This is a genomic window from Flavobacterium cupriresistens (assembly GCF_020911925.1).
In the GTDB taxonomy this organism is placed as follows: Bacteria; Bacteroidota; Bacteroidia; order Flavobacteriales; family Flavobacteriaceae; genus Flavobacterium; species Flavobacterium cupriresistens.
This window is the reverse complement of the sequence record NZ_CP087134.1, coordinates 3757236-3777254: the sequence shown is the minus strand read 5'-3', so window position 1 is coordinate 3777254 and position 20019 is coordinate 3757236. Positions and strand designations below refer to the sequence as shown.

The following is a 20019-nucleotide window of genomic DNA, read 5'->3' as shown; positions in this document are numbered from 1 at the left end:
TTTTTTGGTGAAATTTTTGAAAATTTAGTTGTAGATAAAGTTGTGCGCTATACGGCAATTTTATTGCTAACCCATCAACAGCAAACTCCATTGTCAGGCTGAGCGAAGTCGAAGCGCCTTTATTACTTAAATAGCCTTCGACTTCGCTCAGGGTGACAAATCGTTTTAAATTTTCTATCTGTTGTGATCATTTTATTTTTCAACCAATAACACCAAGACTTAGCACATAAAAAAACTAATTCCCCCACTGTCAGGCTGAGCAAAGTCGAAGCCCTTTATTACTTAAATAGCCTTCGACTTCGCTCAGGGTGACAAATCGTTTAAAATATTCTATTTGTAGCAATCACTTTACTTTTCACAATTTATCTTACTCAAAAACAGCAAGTCCAGTCTATCAACAAAAAACAAACCTAATTTTCTTTCTGTCACGCTGAGCGAAGTCGAAGCGCGCGAGCCCTACTTTTTATTATACCTCTCAATAACAGCAAGACCCAATCTGATTTTATCATACGAAATACTTCCTTCAAAATGATCAAAATAAGGTTTTAGAGCTGTAGGGTTTTCTAATTTTATTTGCGCTCTTTCTAATAGAGCAATTTCTTTAGAAGTAACAAACTTGCTTAAGTCAATATCATAGCCCTCCACATATAATTTGGCCAAATGTGAGACTACTGTCGAAAGCCCGAGTTTTCTTTTGAAGGCGATTTCTTCGACAGAGCTACCGCTTTGGAATAATTCTAAAGTTTCTTTATAGGTATTACTTTCTTTTTTGGTTTTTGTGTTGGTCTTTTTCTTTTTATAAAAATCAATAATCGCGTCTATGAACTCCGATCCATATTTTTCAAGTTTGACTTTTCCAACACCATCAATAGTCAAAAATTCTTCATCACTCATTGGACGAACAGTTTCCATTTGACGTAAGGCGGCATCACTAAAAATCACATAAGCCGGAACTTCTTCTTCCTGCGCAATTTCGTAACGTAATTTTCGAAGCGTTTCAAAAAGAGAATTTTTGGCAACTGTTGGTTTTTCTTTTATTGCGTTTTTATCGATCACTTTTTTGACAACGGTTGTCAGTTTTACTTTTTCGCCTTCAAACAACACTTTCTTTGCAAAGGGCGTTAGTAAAATTTTATTGTGTTGATGAAAGGCAATTTCACAATATCCTAAATTGATTAGTTGAATAAGATATTGATTCCAATCGTACCAGGAAATATCAGCGCCAATTCCGTACGTTTTTAACGTTTGATAATTTTTTTCGTAGATATACGCGTTTTTCGAGCCTCTTAAAAAATCAACAATTACAGCCAAGGGTTCGGATTCCTGCAAACGGATAATCGCTGACAAGGCTTTCTGTGCTAAAATTGTTCCGTCAAAGAAAACGGGAGGATTTTTACAGATATCACAATTACCACAATTTTCCGTAACCAACTCACCAAAATACGAGAGCAGAATTTTGCGCCTACAGCTTAAGGCATCAGCATATTGCTTCATTCGTTCCAGTTTTGCCAATTGCACATCGGCGTTTAAACCTTCTGATGCAAACTTCTGGAGCTGAATCACATCGGCATAACTTTCAAATAAAACAGTTTCAGACGGCAATCCATCACGACCGGCACGTCCAATTTCCTGATAATAGCCTTCAATATTTTTGGGAAGATTGTAATGCACCACCCAACGCACATTGGATTTATCAATCCCCATTCCGAATGCAATTGTCGCACAAACCACCTGACAATCATCGTTTATAAACTCATCTTGTGTTTTTGCCCGCAGCTTATTCTCTAAACCCGCATGATATGCTTTTGCTAAAATTCCTTTCTTTCGAAGTTTATCAGCTAATTCTTCTGTGGTTTTACGACTTAGACAGTATACGATTCCCGATTCGTTTGGTCGCTTTTCAATAAAATCTGTAATTTGTTTGATACGATCCAAAGCGGGACGGACTTCAAGACTTAGATTTTTCCTGTCAAAAGAAGCTACAAAAGTTTTTGGGTTTCTTAAATTTAACTGTTTTGTAATATCCGTACGCGTTGCTTTATCAGCTGTAGCGGTCAATGCCAGAATTGGAGTAGAAGGGAAGCGGCTTTTCAAATACCCTAAATTGGTATAGGCCGGACGAAAATCATGACCCCATGACGAAATACAATGTGCCTCATCTATAGCGATTAAGCTGATTGTTAACTCATTAAAAACCGCATCCAAATAAGACAAACTTTCTGGGGCTATATACACCAGTTTAATCGTATTTGACTTTAGGTGATCGATGTAAAATCGCTGTTCTTCAGAAGATTGACTACTATTAATATAACAAGCCGAAATACCATTCGTTTTCAGACTGTCTACCTGATCTTTCATCAACGCAATCAGTGGAGAAACAACAATGGTAATTCCCGGAAGCACTAGCGCCGGTAACTGAAAACAGATTGATTTTCCTCCTCCGGTTGGCATAATAGCCAGTGTATCCTGACCGGAAAGTATCGTGTTTATAATCGTTTCCTGATTGGGTCTGAACTTTTCAAATCCAAAATTTTCTTTTAGTTTGGCATGTAGTATCTGTGAATTCATCTGGCGCTAGTACTTTAGAATTATGTAAATATAGTATTTTTCTTATAAATAATGATAAGTTTTATAAGGAAATAATAAAAAAAGGAACCCGAATAGAGTTCCTTTAGTTTATTAAAAAAGAGATAAATTAATCTTCATCGTCTTCATCGTCGTCGTCGTCAGCGATGTCTTCTTTATCTTCGTCGTCATCATCGTCATCTCCACCGTCAGAGTCTGGTTTGTCTTGCGTATCTTCATCCTCGTCCTCATCAATATCATCATCAAGATCAAGACCTTTTACCGGCTCGATAGTATCTACATCAACGTCGATATCATCATCTTCGTCGTAGTTTTCGATTCTGTCTGCAAGTTTGGTACTAATTTTCACTAAATAAATAGTGTCTTCAGTACGAACTTCAACCGCTTCGATCAATTCGTTTTTAGCATTTCTAAAACGGATAACATCCGAATCATCATAACCATCAGGAAATTTCTCTACCAAAAGGTTTAAAATTTCGTTGGTAAGTTTAGCGTAGTCTACTATAACTCTTTTCATAAAATTATCCTATAAATCTAATAAATATGCAAAAATTAACGGAGCAACGATTGTAGCATCCGACTCAATAATAAATTTAGGGGTTTTGATGTCTAATTTACCCCAAGTGATTTTCTCGTTTGGAACTGCTCCAGAGTACGAACCATAACTGGTTGTTGAATCTGAAATTTGGCAGAAATAACTCCAAAACGGGATATCATGCATTTCCATATCCTGGTACAACATTGGTACCACACAAATAGGGAAATCTCCTGCAATACCACCACCAATTTGGAAAAATCCAATTCCGTTAGTGCTATTTTTCGGATACCAATCAGCAAGGAATGTCATGTATTCGATTCCTGATTTCATGGTAGAGGCTTTTAACTCACCTTTAATTACATATGAGGCAAAAATGTTACCCATTGTACTATCTTCCCAACCCGGAACAATGATAGGTAAATTTTTCTCAGCAGCTGCATACATCCAGCTATCTTTTAAATCTATTTCGTAGTATTCTTCTAATACGCCGGATAATAACATTTTATACATGAATTCATGCGGAAAATAACGTTCTCCTTTGTCATCAGCATCTTTCCAGATTTTGTAAATGTGTTTTTGTAAACGACGAAATGCTTCATGTTCAGGAATGCAAGTATCGGTAACACGGTTTAATCCCCTTTCCAGTAATGCCCATTCGTCTTCCGGTGTTAAATCACGGTAATTAGGAACTCTTTCGTAATGAGAATGAGCTACTAAGTTCATGATATCTTCTTCCAGATTGGCTCCGGTACATGAAATAATCTGTACTTTATCTTGTCTGATTATTTCGGCAAAAATTTTACCAATTTCTGCTGTACTCATAGCGCCAGCCATACTTACCATCATCTTAGCTCCATTTGCCAATTGTTGTTCGTATGCCTTTGCAGCATCAACTAAAGAAGCAGAATTAAAGTGCAAATAATGTTTTTCAATAAACTGACTGATTGGTCCTTTCATTTTCTTGTTTTTTTTGTTTTTTTATTTTGAATTAAAAGTTTAACCTTTTAGATGATACTGCAAATTAATAATTTTAAAGATATTAAATCATCAATTTGCAGCTTTTTTTATATTTTTTTAGAGTAGCCTAATATCTTCAATACATCATCAGAAGTTTGTTGTTCTGAAAAAACTTCAGTAGCCAAAATTCCGTTTTCGTCTCGATCTATAAGGATGTGTTTGGGCTGTGGAATAAGGCAGTGGTGTAAACCTCCGTAACCTCCAATTGTTTCCTGATAAGCACCTGTGTTAAAGAAACCAATATACAATGGTTTTTCTTTGTTGTATTTAGGTAAATAAATGGCGTTCATGTTTTGCTCGGAGTTGTAATAATCATCGCTATCACAAGTTAAACCTCCTAACAGAACCCGCTCGTAAGTATCGTTCCAGCGGTTTACCGCGAGCATGATAAAACGTTTGTTGATAGCCCATGTATCCGGCAAAGTGGTAATGAATGAAGAGTCAATCATGTTCCATTTTTCTCTGTCATTTTGTTGTTTTTGATACAAAATCTGATAGATAGCACCACCGCTTTCTCCAACAGTAAAGGATCCAAATTCAGTAAAAATGTTCGGAACATCTACTTCTGCTTCGTCACAGGCAATTTTAATCTGATTGATAATTTCATCAATCATATATTGGTAGTCATATTCAAAGGCCAATGAATTTTTGATAGGGAAACCACCACCAATATTCAAACCATCAAGACCAGGGCATTCTTTTTTTAGTGCAATGTATACTTTGATACATTTCACCAATTCGTTCCAGTAATAAGCCGTATCATTTATTCCGGTGTTAATGAAAAAGTGAAGCATTTTCAGCTCTAATTTATCATTCTCCTGAATTTGTTTCTTGTAGAAAGCAACGATATTTTTGTATCCAATACCTAATCTGGACGTATAAAACTCAAATTTAGGTTCTTCTTCGGCTGCAATACGGATTCCAATTTTGAATTTTCCTTTTATTTCAGCCTGAAGTAAATCAAGTTCTTCATAATTATCAATAATCGGAATAGTGTTTTTATGTCCGTTATTGATCAGTCTCGCAATGTTGCTGATGTATTCGTCTCTTTTAAAACCGTTACAAATAACATACGTACTTTTGTTTATCTTACCATTTTCCAACAAATTCTCCACGATATTCACATCAAAAGCAGATGATGTTTCGATATGGATATTGTTTTTGAAAGCTTCATTCATGATGTACTCAAAATGAGAGCTTTTTGTACAGTAGCAATAGTAATACTTCGCTTCGTACTTGTTTTTTTCCATAGATTTTCTGAACCAGCCTTTTGCCTTATTGATATTGTTCGAAATCTGTGGCAGGTAAGTAAATTTTAATGGAGTTCCGTATTGTTCCACCAATTTCATCAAATCGATATTGTGAAATTGTAAGTTGTCTTTATTTAATTTAAATTCTTCTTGCGGGAAGTAATACGTTTGATTTATTAAGTCCGAATATTTTGTATTCATTTATTTTTCAATATTTAAGATTGTATTTTTAATTTAGGTAAACGGTGCTAAATCTAAAATTCAAACTCTAATATTGGCGAATATAATCGGCAGTTTTTCGTGTTCTGCTTTTGAACATAAAAAAACATCAAAACAAAACGGACTCTTGCTATTATAAAAACGATTCAACATCCTTAGCAAGGAACTATTGAGGCGGTTTCTATAAGAACTAAATTGTCTTTGTTTTCTGTTTGTTTTCATCGTGGCAAATGTAAAAAATAAAATACACCTAAAGCAAAGCTTTTGCTTAAAAAAAGTTTAAGATTTATAATCCTCAAACGCGTCTAGAATTAATTTATTTTCAACGGATTGGTTAATTTTTATTTTTCCTATTCCTTCAATCAAGGCAAATTGAATGGTACCGTACTCATTTTTTTTGTCGTGAATAAGCAATTCAAGGATCGGATCGATGTCTTTATCATCAAACTTCACGTCGTCATATATACTTTGAATAGCCGTTTTGATTTCGGCATATTCTGTAGCGCTAATCAATTCTTTTTGCAATGAAATATAACTCTCCAGTATCATTCCTACTGCAATTGCTTCACCGTGCAATAAAGTTTTTTTAGTTTCACTTTCTAAAAAGTAGCTTTCAATAGCATGACCTAAAGTATGACCAAAGTTTAATGCTTTACGAATATTCTTTTCTGTTGGGTCCTGAATTACAATTTCGTTCTTAATTTCAACAGAACGATAAATCAGTTCATCAAAATCAGCATAATCAATTGATTTCAGGTCTAAAAATTGTCTCCAATAAGGAGCATCATAGATCAAACCGTGTTTCAACATCTCAGCCAAACCGGAACGCATTTCGCTTTGCGATAAAGTTTCCAGATATTGCGTGTCAATTAATACCATCTGAGGTACGTTAATAACACCAATCTGGTTTTTCAAATTCCCTAAATCAACTCCGGTTTTTCCTCCAACAGAGGCATCCACCATAGATAATAAGGTAGTCGGTATATTAATAAAGTCAACTCCACGTTTAAATGTAGAAGCTACAAACCCGCCTAAATCGGTTACAACACCACCACCAAGATTAATTATAAGTGATTTTCTATCTGCACCAAGTTCCGTCAAAACATTCCAGATTTCGATACAGGTATCAATATTTTTATTGATTTCACCTGCCTCAAATTCAATTATTTCAATAGTTAAATCCGTTTCAAGTAAAGGTAAAAACTTAGACAAACAATGCTCATTTGTATGATTATCGACTACAATAAACAGGTTTGAATATTTATTTTCTCTTAAGTGTACATTTAGAGCTTCGTATGCATTTTGATTAAAATGTACCAGATAATTATTGGCTTGAATGGATTGCATAATTCTTTAGTTAATTGAAAGCGCAAAATAAGGCATTTTTAAGTAAATAATATTGAAACTCTGTCTATATTTGCACAAAAAATAACCTAAATGGAAAAAATATTCGATAACACTCAGGTTGCATTTTCGTTAAAAAGCGATACGGAACTTGACAGAGCTTATTTTCTTTTTAAAATGATCGACAGTGAACCCTTGGTGAGGATAGGAACGGCTGTTACTAATTTTGCTATTAAAGCACATTTGCCAGTAGAAGGATTAATCCGCGCAACTGTTTTTGACCATTTTTGTGGTGGTATCAACGAAGACGATTGTATTACTGTAGTAGACAAAATGTTTACCAAAGGCGTTTCATCTGTTTTAGATTATTCAGTTGAAGGAAAAGAAGAAGAAGAGCAGTTTGATGCTGCTTTAGAAATGACTTTAAAAACGATTGAATTTGCTAAAGAACGTTTAGCAATTCCGTTTGCGGTTTTTAAACCTACGGGCTTAGGTCGTTTTGAACTTTATGAAAAATTAGGAGAGCAACAAACCTTGTCTCCTGCAGAACAAGCAGAATGGGATAGAGTAGTAGCCCGTTTTGATAAAGTTTGCAGTGAAGCACACAAAAAAGATGTTGCGTTATTAATTGACGGTGAAGAAAGCTGGATGCAGGATGCTGCAGATGACTTGGTAACCGATATGATGCGTAAATACAATAAAGAGAAAGCAATTGTTTTCAATACTTTACAAATGTACCGTTGGGATCGTTTGGATTATTTGAAAAAATTGCATGATATTGCCAAAAAAGAAGGCTTTTTTATTGGAATGAAATTGGTTCGTGGCGCTTATATGGAAAAAGAAAATAAGAGAGCTGAAGAAAAGAATTACGTTTCTCCAATTTGTGTTTCTAAAGAAGCTACAGACGTTAACTATGATGAAGCAGTTCATTATATGTTAGAACATTTAGATACTATGTCCATTTTTGCAGGAACTCACAATGAATTGAGTTCTTATAAATTGATGGAAATGATGCAAAACAAAGGAATTGCCAAAAACGATAACAGAATCTGGTTTGGTCAATTGTACGGAATGAGTGATAATATCAGCTACAACTTAGCCGAAAACGGTTATAATGTTGCCAAATATTTGCCATTCGGTCCTGTAAAAGATGTTATGCCGTACTTGATTCGTCGTGCAGAAGAAAACACGTCTGTAGCAGGACAAACAAGTCGTGAATTATCTATGATTAAAGCAGAACGCAGACGTAGGAAAGGGAAATAGTTTTCAGTTTGCTGTCGCAGTTTACACTTTAGAAGAGGTCGTTTTGGAACTCAAAAAGAGAAAAAGTTAGAAACAGATTAATTCTGCTGCTATCCAGTTAAATGAAGAGGGAATCTCAAGATTATGAGATTCCCTCTTTTTTTATCCTATTTGTCAGTTTAGCACGAGATTTCCTAACTTACACTTTATACTTGATTCCGTGTCATTTCGACGAAGGAGAAATCACACTAGGAATTCCGCATAGAGAGCGACCATTCTTTGTCGAGTCACGTTTGTGATTTATCGTACCTCGAAATGAACAAATGTTTTTCTAACTCACACTTTCACTCGATTCCGTGTCATTTCGACGAAGGAGAAATCACATCAGGAATTCCGCATAGTGAGCGACCATTCTTTGTCGATTTACGCGTGTGATTTCTCCTTCGTCTAAATGACAAGTTTGCGTGTAATTTCAAATTAAAATAGATTGTCGTACAACTCAAAAAAAAAAAAAGAAGAAATCCCAAGATTATAAGATTCCTTCTTTTTTTTTAAAACGAAACCTGACATTGCAGCACCACAGTTCCTAATCGATCGCTTTGTTTGTATTTTCCAATTAGTGGATTATCGTAGATCGCTCTGTTTTGATAGTTTAGACTAAATTTTGGACCAAAAGTACCTGTTGTGTAATAATTTGCTCCAATTTCATACATCGTCATTGGAGTGTCCAAGGCTTCTAAAGCAGCAACTTGTGCCGCTACATAGGGCTGGAATCGTCCTTTTTTAGCCGCATTAGAGGATTTAGCAAATAAGTATCCGAATTGTCCGTAATAAATATTCCCTGTACCTACGCCAATAAAACCGGCTCCGGAACCATTGATTAAACCATTATCTCCAACAGCCGGGTTAGGAGTTGAAACAGATTGAATGTAATTTCGACCGTAATTATTATTGTTGTAAGAAGCATAAGCGGTAATAGCAGCTCCTTTATCATTGATTGGACTGTCGTAAAAAACATCAAAGCCTAAAACACTCATGTCATCGTGGGCGATTTTATCGTCAGCTGTTAGATGCCACATCGCTTTTGCTTGTGTCATATAACCCAGTGCCAGATTAAAGACCTTTTTAGTCCCTAAGTAAGTTCCTTTGTGGTATGGATCTTCCAAAGATTCTTTCTCGAAAAAAGAATAGGTCAGGATCCCTGAATATTGCGCTCTCGGCGTTTCTGTACTTAATGTAGAGTTGATGCCTAAATTATTTACGCTGTTTTTATATGGATTTGTGATTGCAGCTCGGTAATTGAATTTTCCCAAATCTCCTTTAGCATAAATACTTAAGTTTCTGTTTCCAAAAGTAGAGGAGGTATTAATAAACTGTTGATACATCGGCGTATCCAGTGTTAAATGAGAAGAACTACTATTTGCCGAATATCTTGTTGTTCCGGCTCCCCAGGCGGTTAAACCACCACCAATATGAAGTTTATCATTAAAATGGTATTCCCCCAAAGCATCCATAATAGAAAGCGGTGCATTGGAAGGGCCCGAATTTTGCTGAAAATTGATGTTATTTTGCCCCAATTGAAGGTGAAAAAAGATATTCTCCGTTAACATTCCCATCGCCTGCAAACGCAAACGTCTAATTACGATATCATACGTTTGGTTTACTTCGTCAGTTCCAATTTTGCTTCCGGGATTTAGCTCTGAATAGCGTCCCCAAACCTGAAGATTCATTCCGAATTTAATGTATTGTGATCCGTCTTCGGATAAATTAACTACAAATGGGGATTGTTTTTTTTGGGCGTTTAAATTAGAGAGTGAAAGGAGTAAAACAGCAAAAAAAATTAAACTGCTTCTGTAACGGATTTTTTTCATAATAGAGGCTTGTTTACCGGATTTAAAGGCAAACATATAAAATCTGAGCTTATTTCAAGTCATAAAATTTTCCCAATTTTACAGAAATTACTTTATTTAAAGTGAAATATCCCATTGCACTCTAAAGCGCCAACCACCGGTATATTGCAGGCTAGAATCCTGGAAATCAAAGTAGGAGACCTCTCCGGTGAGCTTGTTTTTATGCCCCTTAAAAAAGTAATTAAAAGCAACCGTAGATTCTCTTTGCAGGTTGTCTTTAAAATTTTTATCAGGACGATAAACCGCATGTCTCCCTGCCATTTCTAAATGTTTAGGAACCCAAGGCCAAATGGTATGAAAAAAGTAGCCAGCTTGCGCATAATACCCTCGTAATCGGGTTAATTCATTGTTGTTTACCCTGTCGATAATATTTTTGTGATGCCATTCGCTTTGCCAGGAAAATCCACGAAACATGAATGCGGATTCTATATTGTATTGATTAACTCTGTATTGACCCGGTTTTTCTTCTTCAAACCCCTCCAAAGAGCCACCACCGGCTTGGGAAAAACGAGTATACGGACTTCTGTTTGTTACTCCGGCCAAGGCTATAATAGCGGTTGGTTTTTCATGAAATTCTAAGTCTCCTCCTTCGAAATCAAGTGTTCTGCCTAAGAAATTCCACTGTGCTCTTCCAAAGTACATTAGGTTTTGGTCGTCGTTTTTAGTATTTCCTCTTCCGGTTCCGGTTAGAGCAGCTACCCAATAATTAAAATCAGCTATGCCTTTTCCTTTTAGATGACCATAAATTTCAACTCCATGCTGTCTGTCTGTGGTAAAAGGGCGGTTTAGTATAGAGCGTTCGACCATTTGTTGTTCCCCACTGCTAATAAAACGTTCGCGGGTAAATTCCGTTTTCCATTGACCAATTTTAAAACTCATCCAATCCCATTTTTCAATCATGATTCTAAAATCCAACAAATTGGACTGACTTAGCTCGTATTCCCAATAATACTTCAACCACGGCTCAAAAGCATGACCTCCGACCTTTAGCCTTGCCCTGTTTATTTTAAAGGCGGTCTGATTGTCCTGATTGAAATCATCATACGTTAACGGGTCCTGATCGTATGGAGTTGCAAAACGAAACTGTAATCTGCTTTGTAATTGAAACAAGAATTTATTATCTCTGGTCTCTAATTGAATTCCTTTACTTCCATAACTCACATTCATTAGTTTAGTAGAGTCCTTTTGCTCTTGAGAGAATGTAATTGAGCAAAAAGATAAAAGTAAGACACCAAAATAAATTTTCAAATTAAGTTCTTTTTGACTCATATTTAAAGTATTTGATTACGACATAAACTGGAAACGATTTAGGTAAAAAAAAAAGAAAAGCCAATGAGTTTTTACACCCATTGACTTCAAATTTAAGTATTTGTTTGTTATTATTTTATATTTTCTTACAAAAAAAAGAGACTTTTTTTAACCTCTAATTATGGGTAAATTGTAAGTTACTCAGGTTTTTATAAATTCCATTCTCCAAATTTATCAGTTCCTGATGTGTTCCTTCTTCGGTAATTTTTCCGTTGTCTAAAACCAAAATTTTATCGGCACTTCTGATTGTTGACAGACGGTGTGCGATAATAATACTGGTTCTTCCTTCCATTAGAATTTCTAAGGCTTCTTGAACTAATTTTTCACTTTCACTGTCCAAAGAAGAAGTCGCTTCATCGAGAATCAGTATACTTGGATTTTTAAGCAAAGCCCTTGCAATGGCAATACGCTGACGTTGACCACCGGACAATTTTACACCACGTTCTCCAACCAAAGTTTCGAATTTCTCCGGAAAACCATTCACAAAGTTGAATGCGTTTGCTTGTTTCGCCGCCTGAATAATTTCCTCGTCCGTAGCGTCGGGTTTACCGTAAGCGATATTTTCTTTAATCGTTCCTCCAAACAAAATCACATCTTGCGGAACGATACTCATGTTGCCACGTAGATTTTCCAGATCATAGTCATAAATATTCTTTCCATCAACGGTAATTACCCCTGACGAAATATCGTAAAAGCGCAGTAAAAGAGATGAAATAGTCGATTTTCCGGCACCACTTGGCCCTACAATTGCTATTTTTTGACCAAATTCTGCTGTAAAACTTACATTCTTAAGCACTTCTATTTCTTTGCGCGAAGGATAACTAAATGCTACATTGTTAAACGCTACATTTCCTTTAATTTTCTCATGCGCCCCGTTTGCTTCAACGTTTATTTCCTCCGGTGTTTCTTCTAATAATTCAAAAACCCTTTCAGTAGCACCAATTGCTTTCTGTATTTGAGCATATAATTCGGCTATTCCTCCAAAAGACGCCCCTACAAAAGTAGAATACAACACAAATGAAATCAATTGACCGACACTCATTTCACCCGCAATACTCAATCGTACCCCGTACCAAACTACGGCTACAATCGCACCAAACAAACAGAATATAATAAACGAAGCAAAGTAACCACGGTATTTACCGCCTTTAATCGCCAGTTTAACCACTTCGTTTATTTTGCCTTTGTATCTTGCAATTTCATACCATTCGTTAGCAAATGCTTTCACGATACTAATCCCTTGCATGGTTTCTTCTACAATAACCTGGCTTTCGGCCACCTGATCTTGCACTTGTTTGGAGTATTTTCTAATAAATCTTCCGAAGATTACGGCTGCAACAGCCACCAAGGGCACAACAGAAAGCATTAACAAAGTAAGCTTGAAACTTTCTGTAGCCAATAAAATCACACCTCCGATGATCAATATAAACTGGCGTAAAAATTCTGCTATCGTACTGGTCAGCGTGTCTTGAATCTGCGTAATATCAGCGCTGATACGACTGTTAAGTTCACCAACTCTTTTTTGAGAGAAGAACGTCATAGGCAACTTAACCAAATTGGTATATAAAGACAAACGCAAGGTTGCCAGCGTATTTTCGGTAAAATTGATAAATAAAGACAATCTAAAGAAAGAAAAGAAGGCCTGAAGAAATAGTATAGCAACTAAGCTTAAAGCAATTTTATTGGTTTCTGTATTGTCTTTGTTTTTAACGCAGTCGACTAACATTCCCATTAACTTAGGAAAGGCTAGGGCAGTAGCTCCTGTTAGCAACAGGAAGAATAAACCAACATAGAATTTCCATTGGTGTTTTCCGGCGTATTTGAATATTAGTTTTGCTTTATTGAGAGAAGTAGCGGTAATCTTTGATTTTGGCAAATCATTTTCTTTATATCTGGCCATTTTAAATATACAATTAAGATATACAAAGGTATGATTATAGCGACTGAAACCAAAGTTATATGCTAAACTTAGCCGTTTTGTGATTTTTTTAACGGAACCTGAATAATTATGAAGCAAATGGGATTACATTAATTTACTGTAAAAGAGTTCGCTAAAGAAAAACTCAAAAAATTATTTCACTTTTTTCACAAATATGCTTGCAAATACAAAATCTAGCTGTATATTTGCACTCGCAATCACAATACGATTGCAACCTAGTAAAATAGGGCGATTAGCTCAGCTGGTTCAGAGCACCTCGTTTACACCGAGGGGGTCGGGGGTTCGAACCCCTCATCGCCCACCAAGAAACTCCTTAAGAAATTAGGGAGTTTTTTTTTTGTTAATGTACTTCGCAAATTGCTTCGCTAAATTTTTTATTGTCTCAAAAATAAATCTCAATTTATAAAAAATATAATAATCATAGTATTTTGTTTTATGTAGTATTGTAAAAACGTGTTCTTTATTATTTAGTCCATACAAACCCATAGTAAGATAGATTAATAATTATTCTACAAGGTTTCTCTTGCGCAATTTTATTTACTTTAAATATGAAGCATATTATTAGAAAATATCAATCTTAGTAGAAGAAAACACATGACAGCCGTCGCAATAAATTTAGGCAATTTGCTTAATTTAAAAATGGTTTTGTACTTGCAAAATTTGAGGATAATTGGAACATCTCGCATCACTAATCCCAAACTTCGTGTAGCGCCAGAATACTAGCAATAATTGAATCGCAGAATCAGAAAAAACCTTAAAATTATGAACAAAACACTTTTAACATTAGTAGTAATCTCATTCACAAGTTTTTCGTTTAGTCAACAAATAGAAAAACTTGATTATTGTAATTGTATAGACAAAATCGAAAATAACTCACCTACTTATGATGGGAAATATGAAAGAATTTGCAATGAGAAAACAAATACTATCGGTGCTTTTAAAAATGACTTTCCGGATGGAGAATGGATTTCATATAATTATAAAGGTGGACTAATTAGTAAAATAAATTATTCCGAAGGCAAACTTAATGGTTTGTTGGAATTATACTTTATGAATGGCAAAGTAAAATTTACTGGTAATTTTATAAATGGCAAAAAAAATGGAGTTTGGAAATATTATAATGAAAAAGGAATTCCAGTAATTGATGGTGAATATGAAATGGACAAACCTATTAATATATGGACTGTAAAAGATAAAAAAGGAAAAAAAATAGTAACACAATACAATTACGCAAATTCAGAATATATCTTAAACGAAGTTGAGGAAAAACTTAAAGGCTCAACACTTTTAGGAGGCGTATTTTTATCCTATGATTTATTTATAGAAAACGCCGAAGTTCCAATAGATTTTTGGGATACATATGCAGATTTAAAATATCTAGCAAAATATCGAATTGAAGAAAATAGCTCCAGTACATTTATTCTTAACGAAGAAAATGAAAAAAGTTCAAAAACTACACTTAAATTTAGTACTACTGTTCAAACCAATCCTGAAAGTAAACTACATAAAATTGAGCACAACAAACTATCTAAAAAATTACTTTATTATACAATATTAGAAGCTTTAAGTGTTTTGCCACCTTGGATTTATAAAGGTGAAAAAGAAGCAACAATTTACATTCCATATAAAGTAAATGTCAGGTAAATCAACTACAGCTAATAGCCATTGTAAGTGATTTAGGCATTAGGCTGAATTTAAAGATAGTTTTGTGCTTGGAAAATTTGTGGATAATTGCAATATTGATTTTTATTCCTTCAACATATATTCTGTCGAAATTTACATTGAAAGAAAACAGAAAAGAAACTATGAAAGAATTTGGAGATATAGAAACGGAAGGTCTACTTATTGGCGTATTCTTACTTTGTGCAGTTTCAGGATAACTGCTGTAATAATGCTTATTTTATATCGGATAGAAACTTCTATCGTATAAAAAAAAAGTTTCAAATTTAATATTAATGGAAAAACATTTAAAATTGAAAGGAATTTTAGTTCTAAATGAAGGATGTTAAATGGGAATTTTAAGTTAAAAACGAACTTATTTTTCCTGAAAATAAAACTAAATAAAAAAACTACTGCCTTTTTAAATAAAAGGTTACTACAAAGATAATATACATGACACATTTTGTATCTATCTCTTTATTATGCTTTCCTTATTAAATATGCTTTCTAGTCAACTCCCAGATGAAATAAATTGTTAACTTTTAAAATTAGAAAAATATGTCCCATTATAAAAAAATACAATTTATTCTTTTATGTAGTTTTCTTTTTTCAATATTTTTAATAGTTTTAAGATTGGAGTTTTCAAGATATATTCCAATCATTTTTGGATTATTATTTTATCCTTTTTTCATTTTTAGATGGATGAAAACAGCTTTTAATTCATCATCATATTTAAAAAAAAATCACATTGAGCTTTATAACAAGTATAAATCTTCAACGTATTCAATGGATGGTAAAATTGTTTCACTTCGCTCAATAAGTGATTCAGAGATAAAAACAATAAACGATCCTATACTTTTAATTTTCAAAACTGATGATAAGAAAAACGCTCAGCTAATGTTTTTTTCATTCTTAGGTATCTTTTTACTTGCATTATTAACAGTCATTTTAGCAATGAAATAATCATTTAGATCGTAGAAATTTTCTTTAAATCATGCAAAAAATGTTTTGCAAACAGGTTCGTAAGGACCACCTAGAAACTCCTTAAGAAATTAGGGAGTTTTTTTATGTCTCTTTTTTTGGATAATTGTTAACTTCTGGAGAATCAAAAAAATCTCGCAAAGCTGTGGAGTCGCCAAGTATTTGTTTTTTAATTTCGCGGCTGTGCCACTTGCGAGAAATAATTGTCAGATTCAAAACGGATCAGGTAAAAAACACGCAAAAAATAAAAGCACTCCATCTTAATCGATCAAAGTTGTTTTTTAATATAAAAAAACCGTTTTGTCAACGCTTTTGCTATTGCAAATCCGTATAATCCGCGTCCAATTATGTATAATTTTCACATACGGGTATCGTAACTTAATTTTATACACGGATTCAACAGATTTGTTATCGCGAAGACACGGTTAAAACGGATTTAAAATTCTTTCTAATGAATTTAAATAGGTACTTGGTGGAGCTTTCCTTGTTTTTCTAACTTTTTAGTTTCCTCGCTATGAATCTCATGGCTAATAAAATCACGCCAACTGCCCCTGTTTTTTGATAGCCATTCTATCAGTTTTGAATATAAATAGCTCTAAAAAGAATTTAATTAGTACCATAAAGAAAATAAATATTCAGGTTTGTCCAAAGAATTTCTAATTTTATTTAAAAGAAGATTTGATAATAGTTACTTATAAAATTGTTTCTATATTAGCTAAAAATGGAACTAGTTTTATAAGATTCATATATAAGCTTAGTAAAAAATTGAAGTAAAATATGGCAAGTAGTTTTGTTAATTTTGAAAATAATGGATTTTGGGCAAGAGATGGTTTTGTTGAAGCTATGCAACTTTGCTTGATAAATGAAATAGAAGACCAAAAACTTGATTCAATAGAATGGATTAATGAATTCAAAAGCGAATTAGCATTACAATCTTTCCCCATGATAATTGGTGGAATGTCATTGGAACTTGAAGAATTTATTACCCATAATGAAAGAAAAATTCAGCTAGTTCAATTGATCGACTTAATAATTGTAAAAATCGCCTTAAGAGATAATTATATGACTGGTGCTAATTTACACGAAATGAGAAAAAGAGCCATGAATATACTTTCTGAAACTGCTAAAATGGAGTTTAAGACCCCAGAAGAGCTTGAAGAAGCGGTTTATTCATCAGGCTGGATTTTAGCAACTGGAATAGTAAATATCAAAGAAAAATACCAGCATTCGTTCAAGCTTTTAAAAATGTTAATCGAAGGGGAAATAAAAACGACAGCTTCGTCGCCTGATATTTCATAGTAGTATTACTTTTTGCGAATGTAAATACCCGTTTCTAACACATAGAGACATAGCTAGCAAAGGGTAAAAAAGGCTTAAGAAGCAATATTAAAAATTAATGAATCTTGGATAGCTTTTTTCCTTGTTTAAATAAAAGTTGGAGTCCATGTTCTTGTTCCCAATCACATTGACAGGCAACTTCTACATCAACACCTTTCCCTTTATGGAGCTCGTTTACAACATAAATTTCTGTTGGTTGTATAAAATTCCAGATTTCGTCTTTGTTTTTTATTTGCCTCAAATAATCATCAGCTTTGTCAAATTCAACAGCTTCTAAAAAAGCCATACACCTTTTGTAAGCAAGTTCCGAGATTGATTTCCGATCCTCCACAGTAAGTTTCATAAAATTTACCAAAGCTTGATCCGCCTCTTCCATAAAAGTCGGATCAAGTTCAGGTTCATAATCCGTAAAGGTGATGATCAGTCTACGATTGTCGAAGAAAGGAATCTCAATTTCGGCGCTTTTCCACCAATCTGGTAAACTTTGGTCTTGTCTTAATATTCCAATTACTTTGGATGTAATTTCTTTAACCATAATCTTTTGTGTTTTTTGCAGTGAAACTATTTTAGAACCTATTCTGGTTTTGCTTTTGAAGCTAACGAACAGAACTAAGTTACGAAAAAACATGTTTCATTTGAAACCAGAGACAATGATCACATTAAATAAGCGATTTGTGTTTCCTGTTTTTATGATTATTTTGGCATGAATTTCACTAATTGGCGCAAATTGTTTTTTCACGACAGATGAGCTAGTCATTTTATCCTTTAATTAGCAGTAAAAATTTCCCACTAAATAGCAATAAGCAATTCGTAAAAATTTCGAGTAATTCGTAGCAAAAAAACGCACCTAATTTTTACTATTACCCGTTTAACGTACTTTAGTCAAATGCTTTTTAACACATTAGGAACATAAATTTAAAATTTGCAATTGAAGAAGTTTCAAGAAAATCACAATTTTATCGCATAGTCTGGGACTCGGACCCCTCATAGCCCATCAAGAAACTCCTTAATAAATTAGGAAGTTTTTTTATGTCTTTAATTTTCTAAATATTGATTTACCGGCGAAAATTGTTTCTATATTAGTAGCGAAATAATTTCTGGTTTTTGTCATACTTATACCGCTTAAATTAAACGAATTAAGTTTACTATCAAGATTTATTACTTGTAAGCGTGACAGGATAATGTGAAAAAGAAGCCGTATTTTCATATAACCCAAAAAGAAATTAAATTATCAACCCAAATCTTTAAAATGAAAAAAAAACTAATAACTCTTTTATTTGTATTTACTGTTGTAAATCTGTTCGGGCAAACGCCAACCGCAGCAACGTTGGGTAAGACCGATCCTTCAGACACTAAGAATGATAAGGTTTTTAATAAAGCGATAAACCCGCTTAAAAAAGTTCCGTTATACGAAAATTCGATTCTGATTCACGATTACGACGGTATTCTTTTTTCATTTGATTTAGATTCGGAACAAATTATCTGGACCGTAAAAGCCACGGATTCGCATGCTGAAATGTGTGCCAATAAAATAACACTGCTGGATGGAGTTCTATACGTTCCGTTTATAAACGGTGAAATTTTCGCTATTGACAACGAAACCGGAGCTATTTTTTGGAAATCAAGATTAGGTAATATTACAGATCAGGTTGTACTAAAAGATCAAACTCCGATTATAAATAATGGACAACTGTATATTACGGCTCAAAATCAAGACCAAAGCAGTAACATTTATGCACTTGATATAAAAAATGGCAGTTTAATATGGACCTATAAGTTTGATACCCCGAACAATGACATTCCGGTACTCTTTTTTGACAATAAAGTTTTCGCCCAAAGCGCGTCTAATTTTTATTGTTTTGATGCAAATACAGGAAAAGTTCTTTACCAAAAAACCTTCGAGAAAGCGGTGGACGGGAAACCTGTTACAGATGGCGAAAATGTCTTTACAGCAAATGAAGAAGGTATACTTTTTGCCCTAAGCCCTAATAAACCGGATGTATTATGGCAATTTAAACTGGATGAAAATCAGCATAATGTTAAAGAGCGCATCTTGTGCAAAGACAAAAAAGTATATTTTGCAGCTCAAGGCCCAACAGTTTCTTCTTTATACTCGTTAGATTCGAAAACAGGAACTCAGCTTTGGAAAACGGATTTTAAAGACGACAATATCCAATATATTACGGAGCAGGATGATAATATCTGGGGATATACCCGCAAGGGAAGACTTTTTCAATTAGACATCAATAATGGCGAAATAGCCTTCGAAATAAAATTAACCACCTTACCGATTTCAAATTTAGAATTCCCTATTGATGATTCCGTGTTTTATTATTGTGATGCCGGTTTGGTTCAATTTGATTTAAAAGAAAAAGACGAAAACATGACATACATGCGGACTTCGATTAAAGAAGATGTATACAGTGCTTTTATAAAAATAATTCGATAAAAAAATAAAGAAATTGTCTCGATATCGAGCTCTTAAAACTAATAGTAAGTGATTGATTCTAAATTCAGATACTTTGCAAAAACTCCTTAAAGAATTAAGGAGTTTTTTTTATTTCTGTAATGTAAAGTCTTTTAAATCAATCTTTCCACAAGAATTCCTTGCTTACAGGAAAACAATCCTGTTGTAGCCAAAATTAATAGGAGTATCTTTTTTTTCATATTTTAAAGTGTGTAAATACG

General features: G+C 34.0%; 14 protein-coding genes and 1 tRNA gene. 6 read left to right on the top strand and 9 right to left on the bottom strand.

Translation table 11 applies throughout. From position 1 onward, the window contains the following. Window positions 1-456: 456 nt before the first annotated feature. The 5 genes from recQ to aroB form a co-directional block, all read right to left on the bottom strand. Window positions 457-2568 (bottom strand): DNA helicase RecQ, encoded by a 2112-nt coding sequence (gene recQ / locus LNP23_RS16065; RefSeq protein WP_230001951.1) that lies wholly within the window; start codon window positions 2566-2568, stop codon window positions 457-459. Between the two features lie 127 nt (window positions 2569-2695). Beyond that, on the bottom strand, window positions 2696-3103 hold the full coding sequence (locus LNP23_RS16060) for a hypothetical protein (RefSeq protein ID WP_047775214.1): 408 nt from the start codon (window positions 3101-3103) through the stop codon (window positions 2696-2698). A 9-nt stretch (window positions 3104-3112) separates the two neighbouring features. Then, window positions 3113-4081 carry a deoxyhypusine synthase family protein gene (locus tag LNP23_RS16055; protein WP_035681188.1) on the bottom strand — a complete coding sequence of 323 codons (969 nt, stop codon included), beginning with the start codon at window positions 4079-4081 and terminating at the stop codon, window positions 3113-3115. A gap of 107 nt (window positions 4082-4188) precedes the next feature. After that, complete coding sequence (locus LNP23_RS16050; RefSeq protein WP_047775211.1) at window positions 4189-5592, bottom strand: type III PLP-dependent enzyme domain-containing protein; 1404 nt, start codon at window positions 5590-5592, stop codon at window positions 4189-4191. 297 nt (window positions 5593-5889) lie between these two features. After that, window positions 5890-6957 (bottom strand): 3-dehydroquinate synthase, encoded by a 1068-nt coding sequence (gene aroB, locus LNP23_RS16045; RefSeq protein WP_230001950.1) that lies wholly within the window; start codon window positions 6955-6957, stop codon window positions 5890-5892. 90 nt (window positions 6958-7047) lie between these two features. Here aroB and LNP23_RS16040 point away from each other — a divergent pair, with 90 nt between their 5' ends. Then, the gene (locus LNP23_RS16040; RefSeq protein ID WP_047775208.1) at window positions 7048-8217 is read left to right on the top strand and encodes a proline dehydrogenase family protein; all 1170 of its coding nucleotides are present in this window, start codon (window positions 7048-7050) and stop codon (window positions 8215-8217) included. 530 nt (window positions 8218-8747) lie between these two features. Here the strand turns inward: LNP23_RS16040 and LNP23_RS16035 are convergent. The 3 genes from LNP23_RS16035 to LNP23_RS16025 form a co-directional block, all read right to left on the bottom strand. Next, complete coding sequence (locus tag LNP23_RS16035; RefSeq protein WP_131701522.1) at window positions 8748-10067, bottom strand: porin family protein; 1320 nt, start codon at window positions 10065-10067, stop codon at window positions 8748-8750. 96 nt (window positions 10068-10163) lie between these two features. After that, window positions 10164-11375, bottom strand: a complete 1212-nt coding sequence (locus LNP23_RS16030) for an OprO/OprP family phosphate-selective porin (RefSeq protein ID WP_230001949.1) — start codon at window positions 11373-11375, stop codon at window positions 10164-10166. Window positions 11376-11529: 154 nt separating this feature from the next. Next, window positions 11530-13314 carry an ABC transporter ATP-binding protein gene (locus LNP23_RS16025; protein WP_230001948.1) on the bottom strand — a complete coding sequence of 595 codons (1785 nt, stop codon included), beginning with the start codon at window positions 13312-13314 and terminating at the stop codon, window positions 11530-11532. Window positions 13315-13579: 265 nt separating this feature from the next. Here LNP23_RS16025 and LNP23_RS16020 point away from each other — a divergent pair. The 4 genes from LNP23_RS16020 (at window position 13580) to LNP23_RS16005 (ending at window position 17292) form a co-directional block, all read left to right on the top strand. Next, window positions 13580-13657: transfer RNA gene (locus LNP23_RS16020), tRNA-Val, on the top strand. 458 nt (window positions 13658-14115) lie between these two features. Beyond that, window positions 14116-14997, top strand: coding sequence for a toxin-antitoxin system YwqK family antitoxin (locus LNP23_RS16015; protein ID WP_230001947.1), 882 nt, complete (start codon window positions 14116-14118; stop codon window positions 14995-14997). 573 nt (window positions 14998-15570) lie between these two features. Beyond that, on the top strand, window positions 15571-15975 hold the full coding sequence (locus tag LNP23_RS16010) for a hypothetical protein (RefSeq protein ID WP_230001946.1): 405 nt from the start codon (window positions 15571-15573) through the stop codon (window positions 15973-15975). Between the two features lie 795 nt (window positions 15976-16770). Continuing rightward, entirely contained in the window at window positions 16771-17292 is a 522-nt protein-coding gene (locus tag LNP23_RS16005; protein WP_230001945.1) for a hypothetical protein, read from the top strand. Between the two features lie 94 nt (window positions 17293-17386). Here LNP23_RS16005 and LNP23_RS16000 read toward each other — a convergent pair whose 3' ends face one another. Beyond that, window positions 17387-17866, bottom strand: a complete 480-nt coding sequence (locus LNP23_RS16000) for a DUF6985 domain-containing protein (protein ID WP_230001944.1) — start codon at window positions 17864-17866, stop codon at window positions 17387-17389. A gap of 714 nt (window positions 17867-18580) precedes the next feature. On the opposite strand from LNP23_RS16000, the gene LNP23_RS15995 reads away from it, so the two are divergent. After that, a complete protein-coding gene (locus tag LNP23_RS15995; protein ID WP_230001943.1) occupies window positions 18581-19780 on the top strand; it encodes an outer membrane protein assembly factor BamB family protein in 1200 nt (399 codons plus the stop codon). Window positions 19781-20019: the final 239 nt, after the last annotated feature.